This window comes from Paenarthrobacter sp. AMU7 (assembly GCF_041200195.1).
Lineage (GTDB): Bacteria > Actinomycetota > Actinomycetes > Actinomycetales > Micrococcaceae > Arthrobacter.
This window is the reverse complement of sequence record NZ_CP165735.1, coordinates 2697635-2718372: the sequence shown is the minus strand read 5'-3', so window position 1 is coordinate 2718372 and position 20738 is coordinate 2697635. Positions and strand designations below refer to the sequence as shown.

Genomic DNA, 20738 nt, shown 5'->3' with positions numbered 1-20738 from the left:
GAAGGCAGTGCCGCGGGGGCCTATGTGCATAACCCTGGCGAACGGGCCCTTGTGGAGGAATGGAGGCCGCTGGTGATGAGATGGCGGGCTACCCGCCGATGGCACTGTAAACTCTTTGTGGCGCCAGCCGCCCATGGTGGTGACGGCGTCAGTGCGCCCCAGTAGCTCAGGGGATAGAGCAGCGGCCTTCTAATCCGCCGGTCGGGGGTTCGATTCCCTCCTGGGGCACAGAAAGAGAGGCTCTGACCTGCATAAACGCAGGTCAGAGCCTCATTTCCCATAAGCTCTCGAGACTCTAATCCACCGCTTACCCACCGCTTTCATCAGCGGCGGCGCGTGTTGCGCTTCTTGATCACGATTCTCATGGTCTTGGAAGTGACTTCCTTGGCAACAATGTGGGACCCTGCTGCACTACTCAGCCCCACCGCGTCACTGATCGCCTTCGCTTCAGCGCTCAGACCTGCAACCCACAGTGAACCCACAAGCCAAGCGATGAAGACAAAAATGTAAACGCCGTCGGCAATGACTTTCGCGTCGAAGACCTGCGCGAGAGTAGACCGCACGGAGAAGTCTGCGATTTCCTCGCGGTAACCCTTTACGCCATCGACCGCGTTGTGGGCCGCTTGCACGAACTCCGGGTCGATCTCTCCATTGGCTACCAACTCCCCGAAGTGGGCGAGCACCGACAAGTCGGGAAGCTGTGTCGCTAAATTCGCGGCTGTGGCTGCAGCCGCAAACGCAGTAAGGGTGGGAATGAGTGACTCTTGGATCGCAGCCAGCGCTGGGGCCATGGCCTTTGCAACTTCCGCCTGCATCGCCTGAATACTGGCGGCAGCCTGGATATGGGCACGCATCGCCTCCATGGCCGGAGCCAAGGCTGCCTGCATTTCACGCCGGAACTCATCATCGGGATCGAGAAATCCCACAGTGGTATTCACTGTCCAACCTCCATCTGATTTCCAAATGCCTGCAGTAGCTCCGTCATGTCCGGCGCCTCATGGGTCTTTTGCACGTAGTGACGGCTGGTAATCTGCTCGCTCGAGTGACCAAGCTGGGCAGATGCGGAGGCCATGCCCTCGGCGTTGGCCAAGAGCGTACCTACCGATTTGCGGAACGTGTGGGGGTGACCCACTGGAACCCGATGTCATCGCGGGCGGAGCGCCACTGTTTGCGGAAGGGACTGGCACATCGCTATCCACTTGGCTCAACTTTCGTAGACTCGGCGCAAAGGGTCAGCGGTATGTGCCCTTGAACCAATCTGCCAGAACCGGAAGGCCGGAAGCGGTAATTATGGCGCATGCGCGAGTCTTGCCGTATGGCCATTACTCCTGAAACGCTGCAGCTCTCTGACGATGCCAAAAGGGCACTTCTTAGGATTTCGGACAATCACCTAAATGCATTGGTGGCCGCGTGGGTAGGGGTCTGGGACGAGATCGGCCCTGAGCTGGAAGCCGCGGTCCTAGAACTGGCATTGAACGCCAAAGATGGTTACGTACCGCGCCGTGACGTTGCCAAGAGTAAGCGCCTAGCGGCCACGTTGGAACTGGCGACGCAGAGGCTCGAGGAGCTAGCAGACAACATTGGCGAGACAGTCGGCGGGGACTTGGCGGCCATCGCCAGGGAAGGGCGGGCCGCTCAGACCGCCATGATCAAGTCCCAAATTCCAGCCGCCCATATCAGCGTGGTCACAGATCACACCGCGGCCGCGCCAATTGACGCCATGGTCGCCCGCACCCTCGAGCGCATCCACAAGGACACTCGGCCACTGCCCGCAGCCGTAATCAAGTCGATAAAGGCCGAGCTGATACGGGGTATTGCTCTCGGGGAAAACCCGAGGAAGACAGGTCAGCGAATCGTAAAACGTGCCGAGGGGCGATTCAATGGTGGCCTCACTCGCGCAATGATGATCGCGAGAACGGAAGTCCTGGACGTGCACCGAGTCGGATCCCAGCTCTCAGACCAAGCCAACACTGACATCCTCGAGGGATGGCGGTGGCACGCGGCACTGTCGGCACGGACCTGTCCTAGCTGCCTCGTGAACCACGGAACCATGCACGCAGCCTCCGAGCCGGGACCCATTGATCACCACCAAGGCCGCTGCGCCCGGGTGCCAGTAGCCAAGTCCTGGGCTCAACTCGGTTTCAAAGGTATCTCGGAACCAGAGGACGCTTTCCCAGACGCTCGCGAATGGTTCGACAACCTCACGGAAGAGTCGCAGATCCAAATCATGGGGAGGGAACGGCTCGCTCTCTTGCAGTCCGGTTCTATTGAATGGCAACAGCTCACAACTCGAACACAAAACGGAAACTGGCGCGACTCCATGACTGTTACGCCACTCCTCGCACTGAAGGCCTAATCAGTCATCGAAGATCGGAGCTTGGGTGCTTGGACGGCCTGCCGCGGCGTTTTTTGAGCCAGCGGGACTGCCCCGCATGCGGAGGCCACCACAACGAGCACTGCAACGCCACCCCCCATCAACAGACGGTGCATCTAAATTTAAATGCACGGCAGCTTCGCAAAACTAGATAGTTTGATGCCATGACTTTCTTGCCACCACAACTTTCGGAAGAACCCCCAACCGGAGAGGTTTTCCACTACACGTCAGCTGACGTGGCCATCACCAACATCCTGACATCGCGCACCCTGCGCCTGTCACCTATGCATTCCACCAACGATCCATGGGAGAGCGAGCCTATCTACACGGGCTTTACCCTCGTGGACGGGGAACAATTTGACGGTGACACCGCACAGGCAGCCACGGAGGAGCTCGACAGGCACATACGGCTCCACTCCAAGGTGCTCTGCCTCACCAGAGATTGGGGCGTGAACCTGCCTCGATTTGAAGGGGAACGCCGCGGATGGCGTCACCTCTCATCGTGGGCGCATTACGGCGGCGGCCACGCTGGCATCTGCCTGGGCTTCAACCTTGAGAAGCTCGCCGCAGCCTTCGAGAAGGTTGGCGGTCCAGACGCGCTCCGAGTCGCTGGCCCTATCACCTATTGGGCAGGGAAGTATGCGCCGTTCTTGGATCAAATCGACACCCGACACCTCCACAAGTACGGTACGGACGCGGTAGCAAGGCACTATGCCGAGGTTTTCCAGAAGCGCATATTCCTGACCAAGCACGCAGACTGGAGCTCGGAGTACGAGTACCGCTTCGCGCTTATGAACCAATCCACGCTTCCGGAGTACATCGACATCAGCGACGCACTGACGAGTGTGTTCCTGGGACACTCCTTCCCGGAATGGAAGCTACCGTCACTGCGCGAGGCGCTATCAAACTTCGGAGCAATCGAGGTCAGCCGTATGCGATATCACAATCGCACCGTTCAGGCCGACCCGCCCGGCCAATTAGCCGAGCCGGCAGCGACAGCCTTCCCGCCCAAGGAGACTGGGGCCCTAATGGAACGTGTGGCTGCCCTCGCGGGCGAAGCGGAGTATCACGTGGTGTAGACCTGAAGCTTGATGCCGCCCATGGTCAGTCTGCCTGCCCGTGGGCGGCCCGGGGCCGCCAACTCCGGATGCGAAGGGGAAGCGGGTCCTACCTGAAGCCCCTCGCAGCAAACCTGACTGCATCCTCCATGGTGTGCCACATGATCGTTCCATCGACCGACCGGCCTAAGGGATTCGTGAAGTAGCTTGGATCTGGTCCGTTTTCTTTAACAAGCGGGCCAAGTTCATCCGAGCCCCCATCCCAAACCTTCCGGATCATCCACTCCTTGAGGCTGAGGTCCTGGTTCACCACCTGATAGGTGTACGGGCCAATTTTTAGGCTCAGGTACACAATTTCATCTTCCCTGCTCATGAGATATCCCTTCAGGCTCCGGCCGCCCTTCGGCCTCTGCCTAACTCCAGCTTGTCAAACAGGGCCGACAGAACGCCGGCGTGCGGCAAGATGAATCCATGAACAACGAACCATTCTTGCCCCGCGGCTTTCAGCTCAACATCTCCGACCAAGCCGACCGGGCGGCGGCACTCAGTGCGGACTTTGAAGAAGCAATGGAAAGTATCGCCGAAGCCAAGCAGGAAGAGTACGAACGCGAAGAGCAGAACCGGGAGAACATCCAACTGACCGCAAAAGTTCTCAACGGCATGCTCACGACAATGCGAGAAGAGGCAGAAAAGGCCGCCGCCCGGGACAAGGAAGCCAAAGGCACCGCACGAAAAAACTTCTGGATCGCCCTATCGTCAATGATCCTGGCCGCGTTGGCTGTCATCACCCCATTCGTGATCGAAGCCATTAAAGGGTGGAAGTAGTCAGCAGGAACGGGGTAACCAATGAAAGGCCGCCCCACCCGCCTGTCATCGCAACATGAGTATCCACGCGAAAGTGACAGCCGAACCAAGGACAGGGACTGACCTACCGAAGACATCCAGAACTTTCATGGCGATCCGATAACGCCAGGCAGTCCGGCAGTTGCGTGAACACGTGCAATTGAGGTGTGGCTTACCCACGGTTCCTCTTCCCGAGACCGCCCAGAGATGGCCAGCATCGCACGGTAGACGATTGCCATACACTATGGAAAATGCCTACCATGAGGTGAAGGCCCAACCTAGGTTAGGTTTCTTCATCACAGCGGGCTCCACCTCGATTGCTTGGCGGTAATGAGGGTGGTGGCCCGCTTGTTTTTAACTTGGTAGCAACAAGCCTACGCCTGAAAAACCCAAGGGTCTTGGTGACAATCGGATTCGGTCCGCACGCCACCTGCGCGCCTTGTTCTAGCCGTTCAAACGTAGGGAAAGAGTGGGAATCCCTCCGCTTCCCAGCAACGACGCGGTAAGGGAAGCCCGGAGGCTTTCCGCTATTTTCCCTACCGCACGCTTTCAAATCGTTATAAAGAAACGTGGCAGACCTTTTCCTCTGTCGTAGATGTGGACCCAGGAGGGACTAGTAACGACGGCCAGCGATCCGAGATTCGCACCCGGCCAGATCGTGAACGGCAAGACGATCTGCGGTGCGAAGAACAAACAGGAGAAACCCTGCGGACTATCCCCTGCCGAGGGCGCCACCCGCTGTGGCGCCAATGGTGGGAATTCGCCATAGTCCGGAGCGCTGCTGTGAGTCTAGGTCCAGCCTGCCCACCGCTTACCCACCTGAAACGACGAAAACCAACGCCAAAGGACGAGGACCACACACTGGTCAAACGTTCGAAATCCCCGCAAACACGCGGTCAATAGCGGATCACCACAAACGACAAAAAACAGCATCTTCTAATCCGCCGGTCGGGGGTTCGATTCCCTCCTGGGGCACCACCGCATCCCCCTTGGACAAGCTTCCAAGGGGGATGTTCCTTTATCGCCTCGCTTCAAGAACTTCGATGCAACGGCATCACAGGCCTTCCGCTCATGGTGGTTCGCGCCATTCCTCGGCCGGGTTACCAAAATCCCTTCAGCCGAACCCTGCCGGTGAACACCCCGTGTGAATGGCACAATGTCTAAGTGATGAGCAGGGGAACGACGCCGGGTGGCAAGTCAACGGGGGCAGCGAAAATCCGCGGTGCAGCATTGTCGCTGACGGTAGCGGTAACAATTGCGCTGACTGGTTGCACTTCAAGCACGGGGTCCACGGCGCAACCAGGGACCGTCCCGGCCCCCTCCACCTCTGCCCAAGCCACAGCTCCGGTGGATCCTGCCGTGGCCGCCACCTCGGCAACCGTCGAAACCACGTTGAAAAACCTCGTGGCCGGCAACCCCAAGCCGGACCAGGAAGCACTCCGATCGGCCTTGGTATCGGCCGGGATTCCGAAGGCCAACGTGGAAGTGTCTGTCAGCCGTACGCCCACGGGCCTTGACGTCGATGCCCTGGAGGCAGCCGCTTTGACCGGAGGGAGCTGCGTCGTGGGGCAAATCCGTGACGGTGGTGTCCTGGTGACCGTACTGCCCGTGCTGGCTACCGGTAAATGCTTCGTGGGAGACGCCCGCTAGCGGCTCTTCGGGGCGCGAATGTGAGTTAAGCAGGCCGAGCCATTAGATTTAAGGGCATGGCGGAATTCATTTACACGATGACCAAGGCTCGCAAAGCCGTTGGCGACAAACTTATTCTGGACGATGTCAGCATGTCGTTCTACCCTGGCGCGAAGATCGGCGTCGTGGGACCGAACGGTGCTGGTAAGTCCACCATCCTGAAGATCATGGCCGGACTGGACACCCCTTCGAACGGCGAGGCCCGCCTGAGCCCCGGCTACACCGTGGGCATCCTCCTGCAGGAACCGCCGCTGAACGAGGAAAAGACTGTCCTGGGCAATGTCCAGGAAGGTGTAGGCGAGATCTACGGCAAGATCCAGCGTTTCAACGAGATCTCCGAAGAAATGGCCAACCCGGACGCGGATTACGAGACGCTCCTGGATGAAATGGGCAAGTTGCAGGAAGCCATTGACGCTGCCGATGCCTGGGATATCGATTCCCAGCTGGAACAGGCTATGGACGCCTTGCGTTGCCCGCCGGCCGATTCCGACGTCACTGTCCTCTCCGGTGGTGAGCGCCGCCGCGTGGCCCTGTGCAAGCTGCTCCTCCAGAAGCCTGACCTGCTGCTCCTCGATGAGCCCACCAACCACTTGGACGCCGAGAGCGTGCTGTGGCTCGAACAGCATCTCTCCCAGTATCCCGGTGCTGTCCTTGCCGTGACCCACGACCGTTACTTCCTGGATCATGTGGCAGAGTGGATCGCAGAAGTTGACCGCGGCCACCTCTACCCATACGAAGGCAACTACTCCACCTACCTGGAGAAGAAGAAGGCCCGTTTGGAGGTCCAGGGCAAAAAGGACGCCAAGCTGTCCAAGCGCCTTACCGAAGAACTTGAGTGGGTGCGCTCCAACGCCAAGGGCCGCCAGACCAAGTCCAAGGCCCGTCTTGCCCGCTACGAAGAAATGGCTGCAGAGGCCGACCGCACGCGCAAGCTGGACTTCGAAGAGATCCAGATCCCGCCGGGACCGCGCCTGGGTTCCCTGGTCATCGAGGCCAAGAACCTGAAGAAGGGCTTCGACGACCGCGTCCTGATCGATGGCCTCTCCTTCTCGCTGCCCCGCAACGGCATCGTTGGCGTCATCGGACCCAACGGCGTGGGTAAGTCCACGCTGTTCAAGACGATCGTCGGCATGGAGCCTTTGGACGATGGTGAGCTCAAGATCGGCGAGTCCGTGAAGATCTCCTACGTGGACCAGTCCCGTGGCGGTATCGATCCGAACAAATCCCTCTGGGAAGTTGTCTCGGAAGGCCACGACTTCCTCCAGGTCGGTCAGGTCGAAATGCCTTCGCGTGCCTACGTGTCGGCGTTCGGCTTCAAGGGCCCGGACCAGCAGAAGAAGGCCGGTGTCCTCTCCGGTGGTGAGCGCAACCGCCTCAACCTTGCCTTGACGCTCAAGCAAGGTGGCAACTTGTTGCTGCTTGACGAACCTACCAACGACCTCGACGTCGAAACCCTGAGCAGCCTTGAAAACGCCCTTCTCGAGTTCCCTGGTTGCGCAGTGGTGGTTTCGCACGATCGCTGGTTCCTCGACCGGGTAGCGACCCACATCCTCGCCTACGAAGGCGACGACGAGAACCCGTCCAAGTGGTACTGGTTCGAGGGAAACTTCGACTCCTACGAAGAGAACAAGGTGGAGCGCCTTGGCCCCGATGCCGCCAAGCCGCACCGCGTCACGCACCGCCGCCTGACCCGCGACTAGGAATTCCAGGTACACACAGAAAGGCCGGTCCCGCAAGGGACCGGCCTTTCTGCTTTAACTTCCCGCCGTCACACGGCGCCTCGAAAGCCTACGGGATCCGCACCATACCCTCTTGGGCAACGGTGGCAACATGCAGTCCGTCGCGGTTGAAGATGCGGCCCGTGGCGAGTCCGCGCGCGCCTTGGGCGCTGGGGGACTCCTGGACGTAGAGCATCCACTCGTCCACCCGTACCGGGCGGTGCCACCACATGGCGTGGTCGAGGCTGGCGACGCTCATTCCCGGCGTCATCCATGCGAGGCCATGGGCGCGGAGAATAGGTTCAAGCAGCGTGTAGTCGCTGGCATAGGCCAAGGCCGCGCGGTGCAGGTTGGGATCATCGGGCAACGGTCCCATGGTTTTCATCCACACGGCGTTGCTTGCCACGTGCTGGGTGGGCGGGGAAACATAGAGCGCCGGGTCAATGTGGCGGACGTCGAACGGACGTTCCGATGACATGTGCCGCGCCATCGGGTGGTCGTACTGCGACAACAGCTCCGCAGTGCTGGGCAGGGATTCCGGGTCGGGGATGCCTTCGGGCATGGTTGCCTGGTGGTCCAGGCCGGTGTCCTCCACCTGGAAGGACGCGATCATCGAGAGAATCGGCACGCCGTCCTGGTACGCGTGAACGCGCCGGGCGGAGAACGAACGCCCGTCCCGCAACCTCTCAACGCCGAAAGTGATGGGCTTGTTGGCGTCCCCCGGCCGCAGGAAGTAGCCGTGCATGGAGTGTGCCACCCTGTCCGGTTCCACTGTTCGCATGCCTGCCATCATCGACTGCGCCAAAACCTGGCCTCCAAAGACCCTGTGCCTCGGCTGTTTCTGCGATGGGCCCAGGAAGATGTCCTCGTTGGTCCGGGCTCCGTCAAAGTCACCAAGGTCCAGCAGGCCGATCAGCACATCCATGGGGTCTTCTGCGGGTGCTTCCACTTCAAGGCCAGCATTCGTCTCAGTCATGGTTCGACTTTAGACGCCGCCCCGACCCCTCTCAACCGGGGACATGCCGGTAGAGTCGATGATGTGACAGACGTCTTGACCCAGTCCTTCCGCTTCGCCGATCCCCGTGACCTCGCTGACTTGAAAACCTTTGTGACGCGGGCAAAGAGCATCGACGACGGCGCCATCCGCCTCCAGGCCGCGGGCAGTGTCCTGGCCGCATACGTGTGCGTCCTGCGGCCGCGCATCCTGGGCGAGTCCACTCCCACCATCCTCGGCCTGCGGACCATGGCCCTGGCTGAGCCGGCCCAGGCCGATGTGACGGTGACGCTTGCGTCCGTTATGGACCGGTTGGCCCGCTCGGGTGCTGACGACGTGGAGCTGCCCATTCCGCCGTCGACCGTTTCCGAGTCCTGGGCCGGCGTTGGGGCGCCGCGCTCCGGGTGGGAAGCGCAGGGATCAATACTCGACGCCGACCTCAGGTCGGCTGCCGAGGCCGGCATAGCCGAGGTGGCCGGTGTCATTCCGGCTTTGGCGGGTGCGGCGGTGGTCAACAGCGCCAGGGCAGCAGTATGGGGTCGTGAGCTTCCAGACGCCGGCAACCTTCCTGCCGGCGCGGCCTTCGCTGCTTTCGCTCTGGGCTTCCTGGGCGACGCCGAGCAGAAGGTCTTCCGCAATGGCCGCTGGTTCCGTTTGAGCGGCCCCCGCGGACATGTGCTGGTGCGCACAGGCGCAGGCCTGGGACTCGGCTTCTAAAGGTCAGGCTCCGGACGAAGGACTGTTAACCATGGTCAGCGCAGCCCGTTCCATGTAGTCCCACAACGTGCCCTCATGCAGAGGGGAGAGCTCCAGGGAGTCCACCGCCGTGCGCATATGGAACAGCCAGCGGTCCTTGGCCTCGGGGGTTACCCGGAACGGCATGTGGCGCATGCGGAGCCGGGGATGGCCGCGTTCTTCGCCATAGGTGGTGGGGCCGCCCCAGTATTGTTCCAGGAACATCAGGAAGCGCCTCTTGGCCGGCCCCAGGTCCTCCTCCGGGTACATGGGCCGAAGCAAGGGATCCGTGGCAACGCCGTCGTAGAAGACGTCGATGAGCTTGACGAATGTCTCGTGACCGCCCACTGCGGCGTAAAAACTGTCCGTGTAGGCGGGCTGGCTGAAGGGATCATTCTGCATCAGCTGGCGTCGGGGGCCTGTTTGGGGTGCCGGGGGTTGCCCGCCTGCTGTGCTACTCATTGGACTTCTCCTCGGCTTTGGTGACGCGGGGTGCGCCTGCTGTGACGGGCGCAGTTGCTGCAGCGCCGGGCTCAATGGTGGTGTCCGGTGTTTCCAGTGGGACGTAGTCACCCTGCGAGCGGTTGCCCACGCGGAGGATCTCGCCGTTGCGCAGATACCAGATGGCTCCGTCTTCAGCGCGGACCCGGGTGATGCGCAGGCCCACGGATTCAACGGTACCAATCACTTCGCTGGTGACAATGACATCGCCGATTCCGTATTGGTCTTCGATGGTGATGAAGATTCCGGCGAGGAAATCACGGATCAGTTGCTGGGCGCCAAAGCCGATGGCGACACCCAGGATGCCCACGCTGGTCAGCAGCGGCGCGACGTCGACGTTCATGTACTTGAGGACGTAGATGATCACGATCACCACCACCACAACGCTCACCAGGCTCGTCAGCAAGGTGCCGATTGTCTCGGCGCGCTGTGAGCGGCGCTCGTGGTCGAGCGCGCGGATGGCTGGTTGCACCCACTTGAAGTGCGCTTTCTTGAAGAAGGAACTTCCGGCGGAAACCCGCCGGGTGATGCGCAAGATGACGAACCGCGCCACGATCCACACACCCAGGCCCACGCCTACGGTGATGAGGATTGAAACGAGGTCGATCTTTTCGGGTTCCAAAGTGACAATTTCTGCCAGGGGGATGGAGGTCAAGGGTGAATTTCTCCTTGTCGTCGGCCCGTGTTCGCCGGGCGCGGAACACTCTGTCCACCTACAACCCTAGCGCCGTAGCGTGACGGTATGCGCATCCTGGTCCTTGGCGGTACCGCCTTCCTGTCCGCAGAAACCGCCCGGCAGGCTGTTGCCGCCGGACATGACGTCACCTGCTTTGCCCGTGGCACCTCAATGACCCCGCCCGACGGCGCCACCTGGGTCAGGGGGGACCGCGACTTGGGCGCGGCGGCCTATGCTGAACTCGACGGCGGATGGGACGCGGTGGTGGAGGTATCGCGGGATCCCGTGCAGGCAGGCGAGGCGTTGGACGTGCTGGGAGCCGCCGCCGCTCACTGGACGTTTGTGTCGAGTTGCTCTGTTTATGCAGACCATTCGATACCCTGCGCGGATGAGGGCGCGGAGCTGCTTGAGCCGCTGCCGGCGGGACAGGCAGGTACCCCGGAGACTTACGGCGAATCCAAATCGGCTATTGAGCAGATGACTCTGGCTGTGGTGGGGGAGAAGGCACACATCGTGCGGGCGGGTCTCATCAGTGGCCCGGGGGACGTCACTGACAGGTACGGATACTGGCCCGCCCGATTCGCTGCTGACACTGACCCGGTGCTGGTTCCTGACATCCCGGATGCCGCAACACAGATCATTGACGTCCGGGATCTTGCCGCCTGGATCCTGCAATCCGCCGGTGGAGGACTGACCGGTACCTACAACGCGCTGGGAGACGTCGTGCGCTTTGAGGACTACCTGGCCGAGTCCCGGCAGGCGGCTGGAACCGGAACCGGGGATGGAGCGGTGCAGGACGTTGTCCGGGCTGGCGAAGGGTGGCTCCTTGAGCACGGCGTCGACTACTGGGCAGGACCGGACTCGCTTCCGTTGTGGTTGCCGGCGGACCATGATGGCTTCCAGGCCCGGTCCAACAAAGCTGCACGTGAGCGCGGAATGGTCCTGCGGCCCTGGCAGGAGACGTTGGCGGCCACGCTCGAGGATGAAAGGAGCCGGGGATTGGACAGGGAACGCAAAGCCGGGCTCAGCCGCGAAACCGAACGACGTCTCGTGGCACTATGGCGGGCCCAACAGACCTAGGCCGCTGCCGGCGTCGTGCGTGGTTCGTGGAGGACGGGGAAGTTGACGCTGCGGGCGATGAAGCAGACCTGGTTGGCTTCGTGGTGCAGTTGGGGCATCAACTCGGAATGGCTGGCATCGGCAATGGTGACGTGGGGTTTGAGCGTGACGCTTTCGAATTGACCGCTGCCGTCCCGGTTGAGCTTCATCAGGCCCTCGGCATTGTCCTCGTAGCCGGTGACCACCACCCCGTGCTTGACGGCCACATGGAGAAAAGACAGCATGTGGCACTGCGAGAGGGCAGCGAGCAGCAGCTGCTCCGGGTTGTAGCGTGAACGGTCCCCATGGAAGGTGGGATCAGCGGAGCCCTGAAGGGTGGGCAGACCCGGGATCTCCACGTCGTGGTCCCGTGAATAGGCCCGGTAGCCGGCCGTGCCCTCACCCAGGTTTCCGGTCCAGCGGACTGTCAGAGCGTAATGGTGTTCGTTGAGGCCCATGCGGACAGTCTAGCCAGCAGGCATCGACTGTCCGCAGTGACCTCGTCAGGTGCGGGCCTAGACGTCGGCAGCCCGTGCGCGGAGGGCGCGGGCCACGCCGTCACGGTTCTCCAGCATCATCCGGCGAAGGGCCGCGCTGTCCTCCGGAAGCGCCGCCAGGAACTCGTCCGTACGGTCCACCGTTGCCTGCGTCGTGAGCTGCGCGGGGTAGAGTCCCACCACGATCTGCTGCGCCAGGGCGTGAGTGCGCTCCTTGACGATTCCAGGCACGGCGTCAAAGTACTTTTCGGCGTAGGGCTCCAGCAAGTCAGTGGTGGGGACCCGCATAAACCCGGCCACGGCTGACGCCTGCAGCGCGTTGGAGAGTTCTCCGGTGACAACGATCGCGTCCCACGCTGCAGCTTTGGCTTCAGCAGTGGGGATGGCAGCCTTTGCTTGGGCGGCTGCATTTTGACCGTTGGAGGTGTTGTCGCGGGCAAGTTCGGCGTCGATGCGTTCCTGGCCTTGGCGCCCACCGGCCACCAGTGCGGTCAGGAGCTCCCAGCGCATGTCCTGGTCCACCGTGAGGCCTTCCAGCGTTTCGGCTCCGTCCAGCAGCGCCTGGATGCGGTCCAGCTGGCCCCCGCCGCGCGCGAGTTGGGCAAAGGACTTGGCGAACTGCAGCTGGGCATCCGAGCCCGCTTCCACCGAGGATGCAAGCTCCCACAGCTTTTCTGCGGCCGCGATGGTGACCTCGGCTTTGTGTTCGGCGGCCACGTAATAGGTCAAGGTGGTGGCCAGCTGGCGAAGTTGGACCAGAATGACCGAGGAATCCGTTTCATGGGCAATGTTGGCCAGGACCAGGTCCACGTAACCACGGGCGGGGGTTTCGCCGTCGCGCGCCGCATCCCAGGCCGAGCCCCATACCAAGGTGCGCGGCAGGCTGGCTGAGAAGTCCTTCAGGTGGGCCGTGGCGGTGGCAAGGGAGTGCGGGTCGAGGCGGACCTTGGCATAGGCGAGGTCGTCGTCATTGAGCAGGATCAGGTCCGGACGTGCCTTGCCCATCAAGGCAGGGACCTCCGTGCGGGGGCCATCGACATCAAGCTCCTCCCGGTGGGAGCGTTCCAGCTTGCCGTCACCGGAGAGCGAGTAGAATCCAACCGCGAGGCGGTGCGGACGGAGGGTTGGCTGTTCGTCGATCGCGGTCTGCAGAATCGCGAATCCGGTGATGATGCCGTCAGCGTCAACGCTGACCTCGGGAGCAAGGGTGTTGACGCCTGAAGTTTCAAGCCAGAGCTTGCCCCACCCATCCAGGTCGCGGCCGCTGGCCGCCTCAAGCTCCACCAGGAGATCGGTGAGCTCAGTGTTCTTCCAGGCGTGCTTGGCGAAGTAGCTGCGGACGCCGGCCATGAACTGCTCCGGACCTACCCAGGCCACCAACTGCCGGAGCACGGAAGCCCCCTTGGCATAGGTGATGCCATCGAAGTTCACCTCCACGTCTTCGAGGTTGTTGATTTCCGCGAAGATCGGGTGGGTGGTGGGCAGTTGGTCCTGCTTGTACGCCCAGGACTTCTCCACCGAGGCGAAAGTGGTCCAGGCGCGGTCGAATTCCGTGTTTTCCACAGCGGCCAGGTGCGACATGTATTCGGCGAAGGACTCGTTGAGCCAGAGATCGTTCCACCACCGCATGGTCACCAGGTCCCCGAACCACATGTGGGCCAGTTCGTGCAGCACGGTGATGGCACGCCGTTCGACCTGGGCGCCGGTGACCTTTCCACGGAATACGTAGCCTTCCAGGATGGTCACGGCGCCGGCGTTTTCCATGGCCCCGGCGTTGAACTCGGGGACGAACAACTGATCGTACTTTTCAAACGGGTAGGGGCAGCCGAACTGTGCTTCGAAGAACTCAAATCCTTGACGGGTCAGGGTGAAGATGTTGTCCGCATCGAGGTACTGCATCAGCGACTTGCGGGCAAAGACTCCCAGCGGCACAACCCGCCCGTCGGCGCTGGTGACTTCGGAACGGACCGACTGATACGGTCCGGCGATCAACGCAGTGACGTACGAGGACAGGCGGGGAGTAGGCGCGAATGCCCACACGGACCGGGCGCCGCCGTCTTCTCCGGCAGGAGCTTCAACGGGAACCGGCGTGGGGGAGTTGGAGATGACATCCCAATGCGACGGCGCTGTGACGTTAAAAGTGAAGGTTGCTTTCAGGTCGGGCTGCTCAAAGACGGCGAACATACGCCGGGAGTCCGGAACCTCGAACTGCGTGTAGAGGTACACCTCGCCGTCCACGGGGTCAACGAAACGGTGCAGTCCCTCGCCCGTGTTCATGTAGGGAGCGTCGGCGACCACCACCAGCTCGTTGTCGGCGGCGAGGTCCGGGAGGTGGATACGGATACCGTCCGAAACTTCCGCGGGGTCCAGATCGGTTCCGTTCAAGGTCACGCTGTGGACGGCCTGGGTGATGGCATCAATGAAGGTGGTGGATCCCGGGGCCGCGGAGAACTTCACCACCGTGGTGGAACCGAAGACCTCAGGGCCTTTGGTCAGGTCCAGAGTGACGTTGTACGACTCGACATTGAGCAGTCGGGCGCGGATCGCGGCTTCGTCGCGCGTGAGGTTCAGGCCTGGCAAGTGGTGCCTCCGGAAGATTTTGGGATGCCCGGCCACTCGAGGCCGGATGCTGGTGTGAAGCCATTCTTTCACTCCACGGCCCGAAGGCAAGGAGGGAACACCACAGTGTCGCCCCACGGAGTAGCGTTGGATTATGGGATCGTTCCGGGACACTCTCGACTTCCGCGCACTGAGGTTTGCGGTTGCCTTTCCTTTGCTCCTCGCCGTCGGATTCGTGGTGTGCGCCCAAATGCTGCGCAACGATCTTCCCAACCCCGTTGCCGTGATGTGGAACGCCGACGGCGGCAGCTCGTTCGCGCCGTTCGGCGCCTATGTGACCGGCGGCGCAGCCCTCATCACCTGTTGCGGATGGGCTGTATTCCTCCAGGCGGTGTCCATCACCAGGCCTGTTGTCATGAGGCGCGTCATGATGGGCCTGGGACTGACAGTGAGCCTTTTCATCACCACGGTGGTGGCAGCCGGACTGGTGGGACAGTCCGGGCTGGGGGACGCGCGCGAGTCCCATGTGGACCCGATCGTGCTGGCCACGGGCAGTGGCGCCGCGGTGGCCCTGGGCGTCGTGATGATGTTCGCCTTCAAGCCGGACCCGCGCTGGACCCGCGAGGACGACGTTGCCCTCCAAGAGGAACTGACCCTGCTCGCGGACCCGGACCTGGCCCGCGACACGCTTCGCCTGTGGGTGCATGCCCGGAGCTCGGTTTTCATCATGATCATTGTCTCCGCCGTTTTTCCGGCGGCCTTGATTGCGGTCGCCGTCCCTTGGCTCGGCGCCTTGGTGGCCGTGGCTGCTTTGGTAGGCGCCGGCTTCCTGTTTGCCCGCGTGCGGGCGGACAGGGGAGGCCTGCAGGTGTTTGCCGGTGGCATCGTGCGCGTCTTGACCGTCCCCGCCGTCGAGATCGCCGGGGCGGCTCCAGCGGACGTCAAAGCGGCTGATTATGGGGGGTGGGGTTGGCGGCATCACGATGACGCCACGGCAATGCTTGTCAGCAGCGGGCCTGCCGTCGTCGTAAGGAAACTTAACGGGGGACGGGTGGCTCTCAGTGCCGGCTCGCAGGCCTCAGCTGACAAGCTGGCCGGGATACTCAACCGGGCGGCCCACCGGGCCCGGGATGATGGACCGTCCCAACAACCCCGGTAGCGGTACCCTAGGTAGCGCATCCCTCACCGCCGCGCCCCGGCCAGACGCCGTCCCCGCGCGCCAGAAAGAACGGACTTCCTGTGACTACACCCCGCGTCCACATCGCTACTGACCATGCCGGCATGGAACTGAGTGCCCACCTGGTCAGCCACCTCACGGCCAAGGGCTATGAAGTGGTGGATCACGGACCCAAGGAGTACGACGCCCTGGACGACTACCCCTCTTTCTGCATCAACGCCGGCGTTGCTGTCGTGGCGGATCAGGAAGCCGGCATCCACGCCCTGGGAATCGTCTTGGGTGGTTCGGGAAATGGTGAGCAAATTGCCGCCAACAAGGTCAGGGGTGTCCGCGCTGCGCTCGCCTGGAACCTTTCCACCGCAAAGCTGGCCCGGGAGCACAACGACGCCAACGTCGTCGCTGTTGGAGGCCGCCAGCACTCGGTTGAAGAAGCTACCGAGCTCATTGAAGCCTTCCTTGAGGAACCGTTCAGCAACGATGAACGCCATGTCCGCCGGATCGGAAAAATCGCGGTGTACGAAACCACCGGCGAAATCGTCGAGTAGTGCCTGAAGGACATTCGGTCCATAGGTTGGCCCGCCAATTCCAGGATGTTTTTGGCGGCCGCCGCCTGGCCGTTTCCAGCCCGCAGGGTCGGTTCACCCACGGCGCGCAGGTGCTGAGCGGGCACACCATGGTTGAGTCGAGGGCCCACGGGAAGCAGTTGTTCCTCAGGTTTGACCACGATCTCTTCCTTCACGTCCATCTGGGCCTGTACGGTGCGTGGAACTTCGGCGGGGACAGTTCCTTCAAGGGTGCCTCCAGCATCGGTGCGCCACGACGCATCGGTGAGCGGGAAACAGGGCCGGCACAGGACGAAGTGGCGTTAGGTGAAACGGAGTACACAGGCCCGCCTGCACCGGTGGGCGCCGTCCGTGTCCGACTCGTTTCAGACCATGGCTGGGCCGACCTCCGTGGCGCCACGACATGTGCCGCCATTACGGCGGCGGAAGTTGCCGTCGTCATGGAACGGTTGGGTCCGGACCCGTTGCACAACCACCCCGGCGACCGAGGGGAATTCATCCGCCGCCTGCGCCGCCGGAAAACGGCGGTGGCCCTGTTGCTGATGGATCAGTCCGTCTTGGCCGGCGTGGGCAATATTTATCGAGCGGAAGTGCTGTTCCGGCAAGCCGTCGATCCCTGGACGCCGGGCAGCTCCCTTGACGAGGAAACGGCAGGGCGTCTGTGGGACGACACCGTGGCCACCATGTCCGACGGTGTTCGTGACGGACGGATTGTTACGACGCCTTCCGCGCTGTGGAGTGGTGGCGGTGTCGTAGCGCCCGACGCCGACGCCCACTTTGTCTACAAGCGGGACGGCATGCCCTGCCGGGCCTGCGGGACGCCGGTGGGCATGACGGAAATCGGTGCGCGCAAGCTGTATTGGTGTCCGGGCTGCCAGGTGTAGCAGCAACAAAAAACGCCCCGATCCGAGGATCGGGGCGTTTTCCCTTGGAGGGGACGACGGGAATCGAACCCGCGTAATCAGTTTGGAAGACTGAGGCTTTACCATTAAGCTACGTCCCCAGGACGGATCTCCTTCTTTCAGGACATCTTCCCGGTGGCTGTTCAAGCCGGGTACAACTAAACCTAATTCCGGCGGCGGTGTCAAATGTGCATTCCTGGCTCGCTTGCCCGTAGACTGTCCTGTGCGTTCGGGGTGTAGCTCAGCTTGGCTAGAGCGCCTGCTTTGGGAGCAGGAAGTCGCAGGTTCAAATCCTGTCACCCCGACTCTGTGTTTGTGTCCGCCTCAGGGACGCGACAGAACCCCATACCCACAAAATCAGGAGTACTTAGACTGTGAAGAGCGCTGTCGAGAACCTCACCGCAACGCGGGTCAAGCTCAACGTTGAGGTTCCCTTTGAGGAACTGAAGCCGAGCATCGATGCCGCGTACAAGACCGTTGCTTCGCAGATCCAGGTTCCCGGATTCCGCAAGGGCAAAGTTCCCACCAAGCTGATCGACCAGCGCGTTGGCCGCGGCTACGTCCTGGAGACGGCCATCAACGATGGCCTCAATGGCTGGTACCAGGCTGCAGTTCAGGAAACGGGCGTTCGCCCCCTGAGCCGTCCCGAGGTTGAAATCACCGAGGTTCCCGACCCCACCTCCACCGATGGTGAACTCAAGTTCCAGGTGGAAATCGATGTCCGCCCCGAGATCGAGCTGCCGGACTACGCCGGCATCAAGGTCGAGGTGGCTGCCGCTGAATCCTCCGAAGCTGACGTCGAGAAGTCCCTTGACGAACTGCGTGGCCGTTTCGGCACGCTGAAGTCCGTTGAGCGCCCCGCCAAGAACGATGACTTCCTGACCATCGACATCACCGCCACCATTGACGGCAAAGAGATCGATTCCGCGGCAGGCCTTTCCTACCAGGTTGGCGCGGGCACCATGCTTGAAGGCCTCGATGAAGCCGTGACCGGCCTTTCAGCCGACGAAGAGGCAATCTTCGACACCACGCTGGTGGGCGGCGACCACGCCGGCGAGTCTGCCCAGGTGAAGGTTGTTGTCAAGGCCGTCAAGGAGCGCGAGCTCCCCGAGGCCAACGATGACTTTGCACAGCTTGCCTCCGAGTTCGACACCCTTGCCGAGCTCCGTGAGGACCTCGCCAAGCAGGCTTCCGACTCCAAGGTTGTGGAGCAGGGCGTTGAGGCACGCGACAAGGTCCTGGACAAGCTCGTTGAGCTCGTTGAGGTTCCGGTTCCGGATTCCGTGGTCGAAGAGCAGATCGAAGCGCACTTCAACCCGGAGAACGCCCACGGCGAAGGTGACCACGACACCGAGGAACACCGCGCCGAGGTCAAGGCCAACACCGAGCGTGCGTTCCAGAACGAGATCATCCTTGACGCCATCGCGGACAAGGAAGAAGTGGATGTCAGCCAGAACGAGCTGATCGACTACATCGTCACCACCGCAAGCCAGTACGGCATGGACCCCAACCAGTTCGCCCAGATCATTGATCAGAGCGGCCAGGTCCCCATGATGGTTTCCGAGGTCCGACGCCGCAAGGCGCTGGCAGTTGTGCTCGGCCAGGCAGAGGTTGTCGACTCCGAGGGCAACAAGGTTGACCTCACCGACTTCGTTCGTCCTGCCGGTGAAGCAGCAGCCGAAGAGGCCGCCGCAGTCGAGGCAACCGACGAGGCCGACGCTGCAGCAAGCGACGACCCCGCAGCAGTGAAGTTCTAGTCAACGACTTCAACCGGCCCCGGATCTTCTGATCCGGGGCCGGTTTGCTTTTAAGGCTGAACATTGGTGCTGAACGCAGACGTGCGCCGTCAGCGAACAGCGCGATTCCGGCGAACAAATCACCGCGGAAAACGGTTAGTGTCCAAGTAGTGAAGTTCAGTGAGGTCACTGGCACCAGCGAGAGGTAAGTACTTATGTCACAGCAATCAGAGGCTCCCCGGATGGCAACTGTCGATCCCGCAGCCCAGGACAACTACATCTACAACCGCCTGCTGAAAGAGCGCATTATCTGGCTCGGCTCTGAAGTCCGTGACGAGAATGCCAATGCCATCTGCTCCCAGCTCCTCCTCCTCTCGGCCGAAGACCCGGAGAAGGACATCTACTTGTACATCAACTCCCCGGGTGGGTCCGTGACGGCCGGCATGGCCATCTACGACACCATGCAGTTCATTCCGAACGACGTCGTCACCGTCGCCACGGGTTTGGCTGCCTCGATGGGCCAGTTCCTCCTGTCGTCCGGCACCAAGGGCAAGCGTTACGCCACGCCCAACGCCCGCATCCTGATGCACCAGCCTTCCGGCGGCATCGGCGGCACGGCCTCGGACATCAAGATCCAGGCTGAACTGATCCTGCACATGAAGAAGGTCATGGCGGAACTCACGGCTGAGCAGACCGGTCAGTCCGTAGAGACCATCCTCAAGGACAATGACCGCGACAAGTGGTTCACTGCCGCCGAGGCGTTGGAATATGGCTTCTTCGACAAGATCTCGGCGCACGCCGGTTCTGTTGCCGGTGGTGGCGGAACGGCCAACCAGTCGGGCGCAGAGCCGAACTCCGAAAACTAACCGGCACAAAGAACCACTGAAACCCCAGGAGTAAAGAACATGAATTACAACTTCGGATGGTCTGCCGGTAATCTCCCGTCCAGCCGTTACGTCCTGCCCCAGTTCGAGGAGCGCACGCCTTACGGCTTCAAGCGCCAGGACCCGTACACCAAGCTGTTCGAGGACCGCATCATCTTCCTCGGTGTCCAGGTTGACGACGCCTCCGCCGATGACATCATGGCCCAGTTGCTGGTCCTTGAGTCAACCGACCCGGACCGCGACATCACCTTGTACATCAACTCGCCAGGTGGTTCGTTCACTGCCATGACGGCCATCTACGACACCATGCAGTACATCCGTCCGGAAATCCAGACGGTATGCCTGGGCCAGGCTGCCAGTGCAGCTGCAGTCCTGCTCGCTGCCGGTACCCCGGGCAAGCGACTGGCACTCCCGAACGCACGTGTCCTGATCCACCAGCCGGCTCTCTCCGGTGGCCAGGGTGGCCAGGCCTCGGACCTCGAAATCCAGGCTGCGGAAGTCATGCGCATGCGTACCTGGCTTGAGGACACGCTGGCACACCACTCCGGCCGCACGTCCGAGCAGGTGAACAACGACATCGAGCGTGACAAGATCCTCACGGCTGCTGATGCCTTGAGCTACGGCCTGATCGATCAGGTTCTTGACTCCCGGAAGATCAAGCCGCAGGCAATCACCCGGTAGCACACGGAATTCGACGCCGGTGCGGTTCACGAAATATGGACCGCACCGGCGTT

General features: G+C 61.9%; 20 protein-coding genes and 3 tRNA genes. 15 read left to right on the top strand and 8 right to left on the bottom strand.

The window, feature by feature from the left end:
- The first annotated feature begins 155 nt into the window (after positions 1-155).
- Positions 156-228: transfer RNA gene (locus ABQM86_RS12480), tRNA-Arg, on the top strand.
- Positions 229-323: 95 nt separating this feature from the next.
- Here the strand turns inward: ABQM86_RS12480 and ABQM86_RS12475 are convergent.
- The gene (locus ABQM86_RS12475) at positions 324-938 is read right to left on the bottom strand and encodes a hypothetical protein (RefSeq protein WP_369744560.1); all 615 of its coding nucleotides are present in this window, start codon (positions 936-938) and stop codon (positions 324-326) included.
- 377 nt (positions 939-1315) lie between these two features.
- On the opposite strand from ABQM86_RS12475, the gene ABQM86_RS12470 reads away from it, so the two are divergent.
- Together ABQM86_RS12470 and ABQM86_RS12465 are read left to right on the top strand one after the other, a co-directional pair.
- Positions 1316-2356 carry a phage minor head protein gene (locus ABQM86_RS12470; protein WP_369744559.1) on the top strand — a complete coding sequence of 347 codons (1041 nt, stop codon included), beginning with the start codon at positions 1316-1318 and terminating at the stop codon, positions 2354-2356.
- A 182-nt stretch (positions 2357-2538) separates the two neighbouring features.
- Positions 2539-3453 (top strand): DUF2971 domain-containing protein, encoded by a 915-nt coding sequence (locus ABQM86_RS12465; protein WP_369744558.1) that lies wholly within the window; start codon positions 2539-2541, stop codon positions 3451-3453.
- 88 nt (positions 3454-3541) lie between these two features.
- On the opposite strand, the gene ABQM86_RS12460 is transcribed toward ABQM86_RS12465, so the two are convergent.
- Complete coding sequence (locus ABQM86_RS12460) at positions 3542-3805, bottom strand: hypothetical protein (protein WP_369744557.1); 264 nt, start codon at positions 3803-3805, stop codon at positions 3542-3544.
- Between the two features lie 98 nt (positions 3806-3903).
- Here ABQM86_RS12460 and ABQM86_RS12455 point away from each other — a divergent pair, with 98 nt between their 5' ends.
- The 3 genes from ABQM86_RS12455 (at position 3904) to ettA (ending at position 7664) form a co-directional block, all read left to right on the top strand.
- Positions 3904-4257, top strand: a complete 354-nt coding sequence (locus ABQM86_RS12455) for a hypothetical protein (protein WP_369744556.1) — start codon at positions 3904-3906, stop codon at positions 4255-4257.
- Between the two features lie 1185 nt (positions 4258-5442).
- Positions 5443-5925, top strand: a complete 483-nt coding sequence (locus ABQM86_RS12450) for a hypothetical protein (protein WP_369744555.1) — start codon at positions 5443-5445, stop codon at positions 5923-5925.
- A 56-nt stretch (positions 5926-5981) separates the two neighbouring features.
- Positions 5982-7664 (top strand): energy-dependent translational throttle protein EttA, encoded by a 1683-nt coding sequence (gene ettA, locus ABQM86_RS12445; RefSeq protein WP_207593754.1) that lies wholly within the window; start codon positions 5982-5984, stop codon positions 7662-7664.
- Between the two features lie 88 nt (positions 7665-7752).
- On the opposite strand, the gene ABQM86_RS12440 is transcribed toward ettA, so the two are convergent.
- A complete protein-coding gene (locus ABQM86_RS12440; RefSeq protein WP_207593753.1) occupies positions 7753-8658 on the bottom strand; it encodes an acyl-CoA thioesterase II in 906 nt (301 codons plus the stop codon).
- Between the two features lie 63 nt (positions 8659-8721).
- Here ABQM86_RS12440 and ABQM86_RS12435 point away from each other — a divergent pair, with 63 nt between their 5' ends.
- Positions 8722-9393 (top strand): hypothetical protein, encoded by a 672-nt coding sequence (locus tag ABQM86_RS12435; RefSeq protein WP_207593752.1) that lies wholly within the window; start codon positions 8722-8724, stop codon positions 9391-9393.
- Positions 9394-9396: 3 nt separating this feature from the next.
- Here the strand turns inward: ABQM86_RS12435 and ABQM86_RS12430 are convergent, their stop codons facing one another.
- On the bottom strand, positions 9397-9873 hold the full coding sequence (locus ABQM86_RS12430; RefSeq protein WP_278251928.1) for a globin: 477 nt from the start codon (positions 9871-9873) through the stop codon (positions 9397-9399).
- Positions 9866-10567 carry a mechanosensitive ion channel family protein gene (locus tag ABQM86_RS12425; protein ID WP_369744554.1) on the bottom strand — a complete coding sequence of 234 codons (702 nt, stop codon included), beginning with the start codon at positions 10565-10567 and terminating at the stop codon, positions 9866-9868. Before ABQM86_RS12425 ends, ABQM86_RS12430 begins: the two co-directional genes overlap by 8 nt.
- An 87-nt stretch (positions 10568-10654) precedes the next feature.
- Between ABQM86_RS12425 and ABQM86_RS12420 the strand changes: the two genes are divergently transcribed.
- The gene (locus ABQM86_RS12420) at positions 10655-11668 is read left to right on the top strand and encodes an NAD-dependent epimerase/dehydratase family protein (protein WP_369744553.1); all 1014 of its coding nucleotides are present in this window, start codon (positions 10655-10657) and stop codon (positions 11666-11668) included.
- Here the strand turns inward: ABQM86_RS12420 and ABQM86_RS12415 are convergent.
- Complete coding sequence (locus tag ABQM86_RS12415) at positions 11665-12144, bottom strand: OsmC family protein (RefSeq protein WP_207593749.1); 480 nt, start codon at positions 12142-12144, stop codon at positions 11665-11667. The two genes, ABQM86_RS12420 and ABQM86_RS12415, sit on opposite strands and share 4 nt — an antisense overlap.
- Before the next feature lie 57 nt (positions 12145-12201).
- A complete protein-coding gene (pepN, locus tag ABQM86_RS12410; RefSeq protein ID WP_369744552.1) occupies positions 12202-14763 on the bottom strand; it encodes an aminopeptidase N in 2562 nt (853 codons plus the stop codon).
- A gap of 133 nt (positions 14764-14896) precedes the next feature.
- Between pepN and ABQM86_RS12405 the strand changes: the two genes are divergently transcribed.
- The 3 genes from ABQM86_RS12405 (at position 14897) to ABQM86_RS12395 (ending at position 17366) form a co-directional block, all read left to right on the top strand.
- Complete coding sequence (locus tag ABQM86_RS12405) at positions 14897-15901, top strand: hypothetical protein (protein WP_369744551.1); 1005 nt, start codon at positions 14897-14899, stop codon at positions 15899-15901.
- An 80-nt stretch (positions 15902-15981) separates the two neighbouring features.
- Positions 15982-16464 carry a ribose-5-phosphate isomerase gene (locus ABQM86_RS12400; RefSeq protein WP_337340994.1) on the top strand — a complete coding sequence of 161 codons (483 nt, stop codon included), beginning with the start codon at positions 15982-15984 and terminating at the stop codon, positions 16462-16464.
- Positions 16464-17366 carry an Fpg/Nei family DNA glycosylase gene (locus ABQM86_RS12395; RefSeq protein WP_369744550.1) on the top strand — a complete coding sequence of 301 codons (903 nt, stop codon included), beginning with the start codon at positions 16464-16466 and terminating at the stop codon, positions 17364-17366. The genes ABQM86_RS12400 and ABQM86_RS12395 overlap by 1 nt, the downstream gene beginning before the upstream one ends.
- 45 nt (positions 17367-17411) lie before the next feature.
- Here ABQM86_RS12395 and ABQM86_RS12390 read toward each other — a convergent pair.
- A tRNA-Gly gene (locus ABQM86_RS12390) sits at positions 17412-17485 on the bottom strand.
- 129 nt (positions 17486-17614) lie between these two features.
- On the opposite strand from ABQM86_RS12390, the gene ABQM86_RS12385 reads away from it, so the two are divergent.
- From ABQM86_RS12385 to ABQM86_RS12370, 4 genes are all read left to right on the top strand, one after another.
- Positions 17615-17689, top strand: a tRNA-Pro gene (locus ABQM86_RS12385).
- Positions 17690-17758: 69 nt separating this feature from the next.
- A complete protein-coding gene (gene tig / locus ABQM86_RS12380; RefSeq protein WP_207593745.1) occupies positions 17759-19141 on the top strand; it encodes a trigger factor in 1383 nt (460 codons plus the stop codon).
- Between the two features lie 221 nt (positions 19142-19362).
- Positions 19363-19986: an ATP-dependent Clp protease proteolytic subunit gene (locus tag ABQM86_RS12375; RefSeq protein ID WP_278251958.1), complete on the top strand. Its 624-nt coding sequence runs from the start codon at positions 19363-19365 to the stop codon at positions 19984-19986.
- A 39-nt stretch (positions 19987-20025) separates the two neighbouring features.
- Positions 20026-20685, top strand: coding sequence for an ATP-dependent Clp protease proteolytic subunit (locus ABQM86_RS12370; RefSeq protein WP_024816918.1), 660 nt, complete (start codon positions 20026-20028; stop codon positions 20683-20685).
- Positions 20686-20738 lie beyond the last annotated feature (53 nt).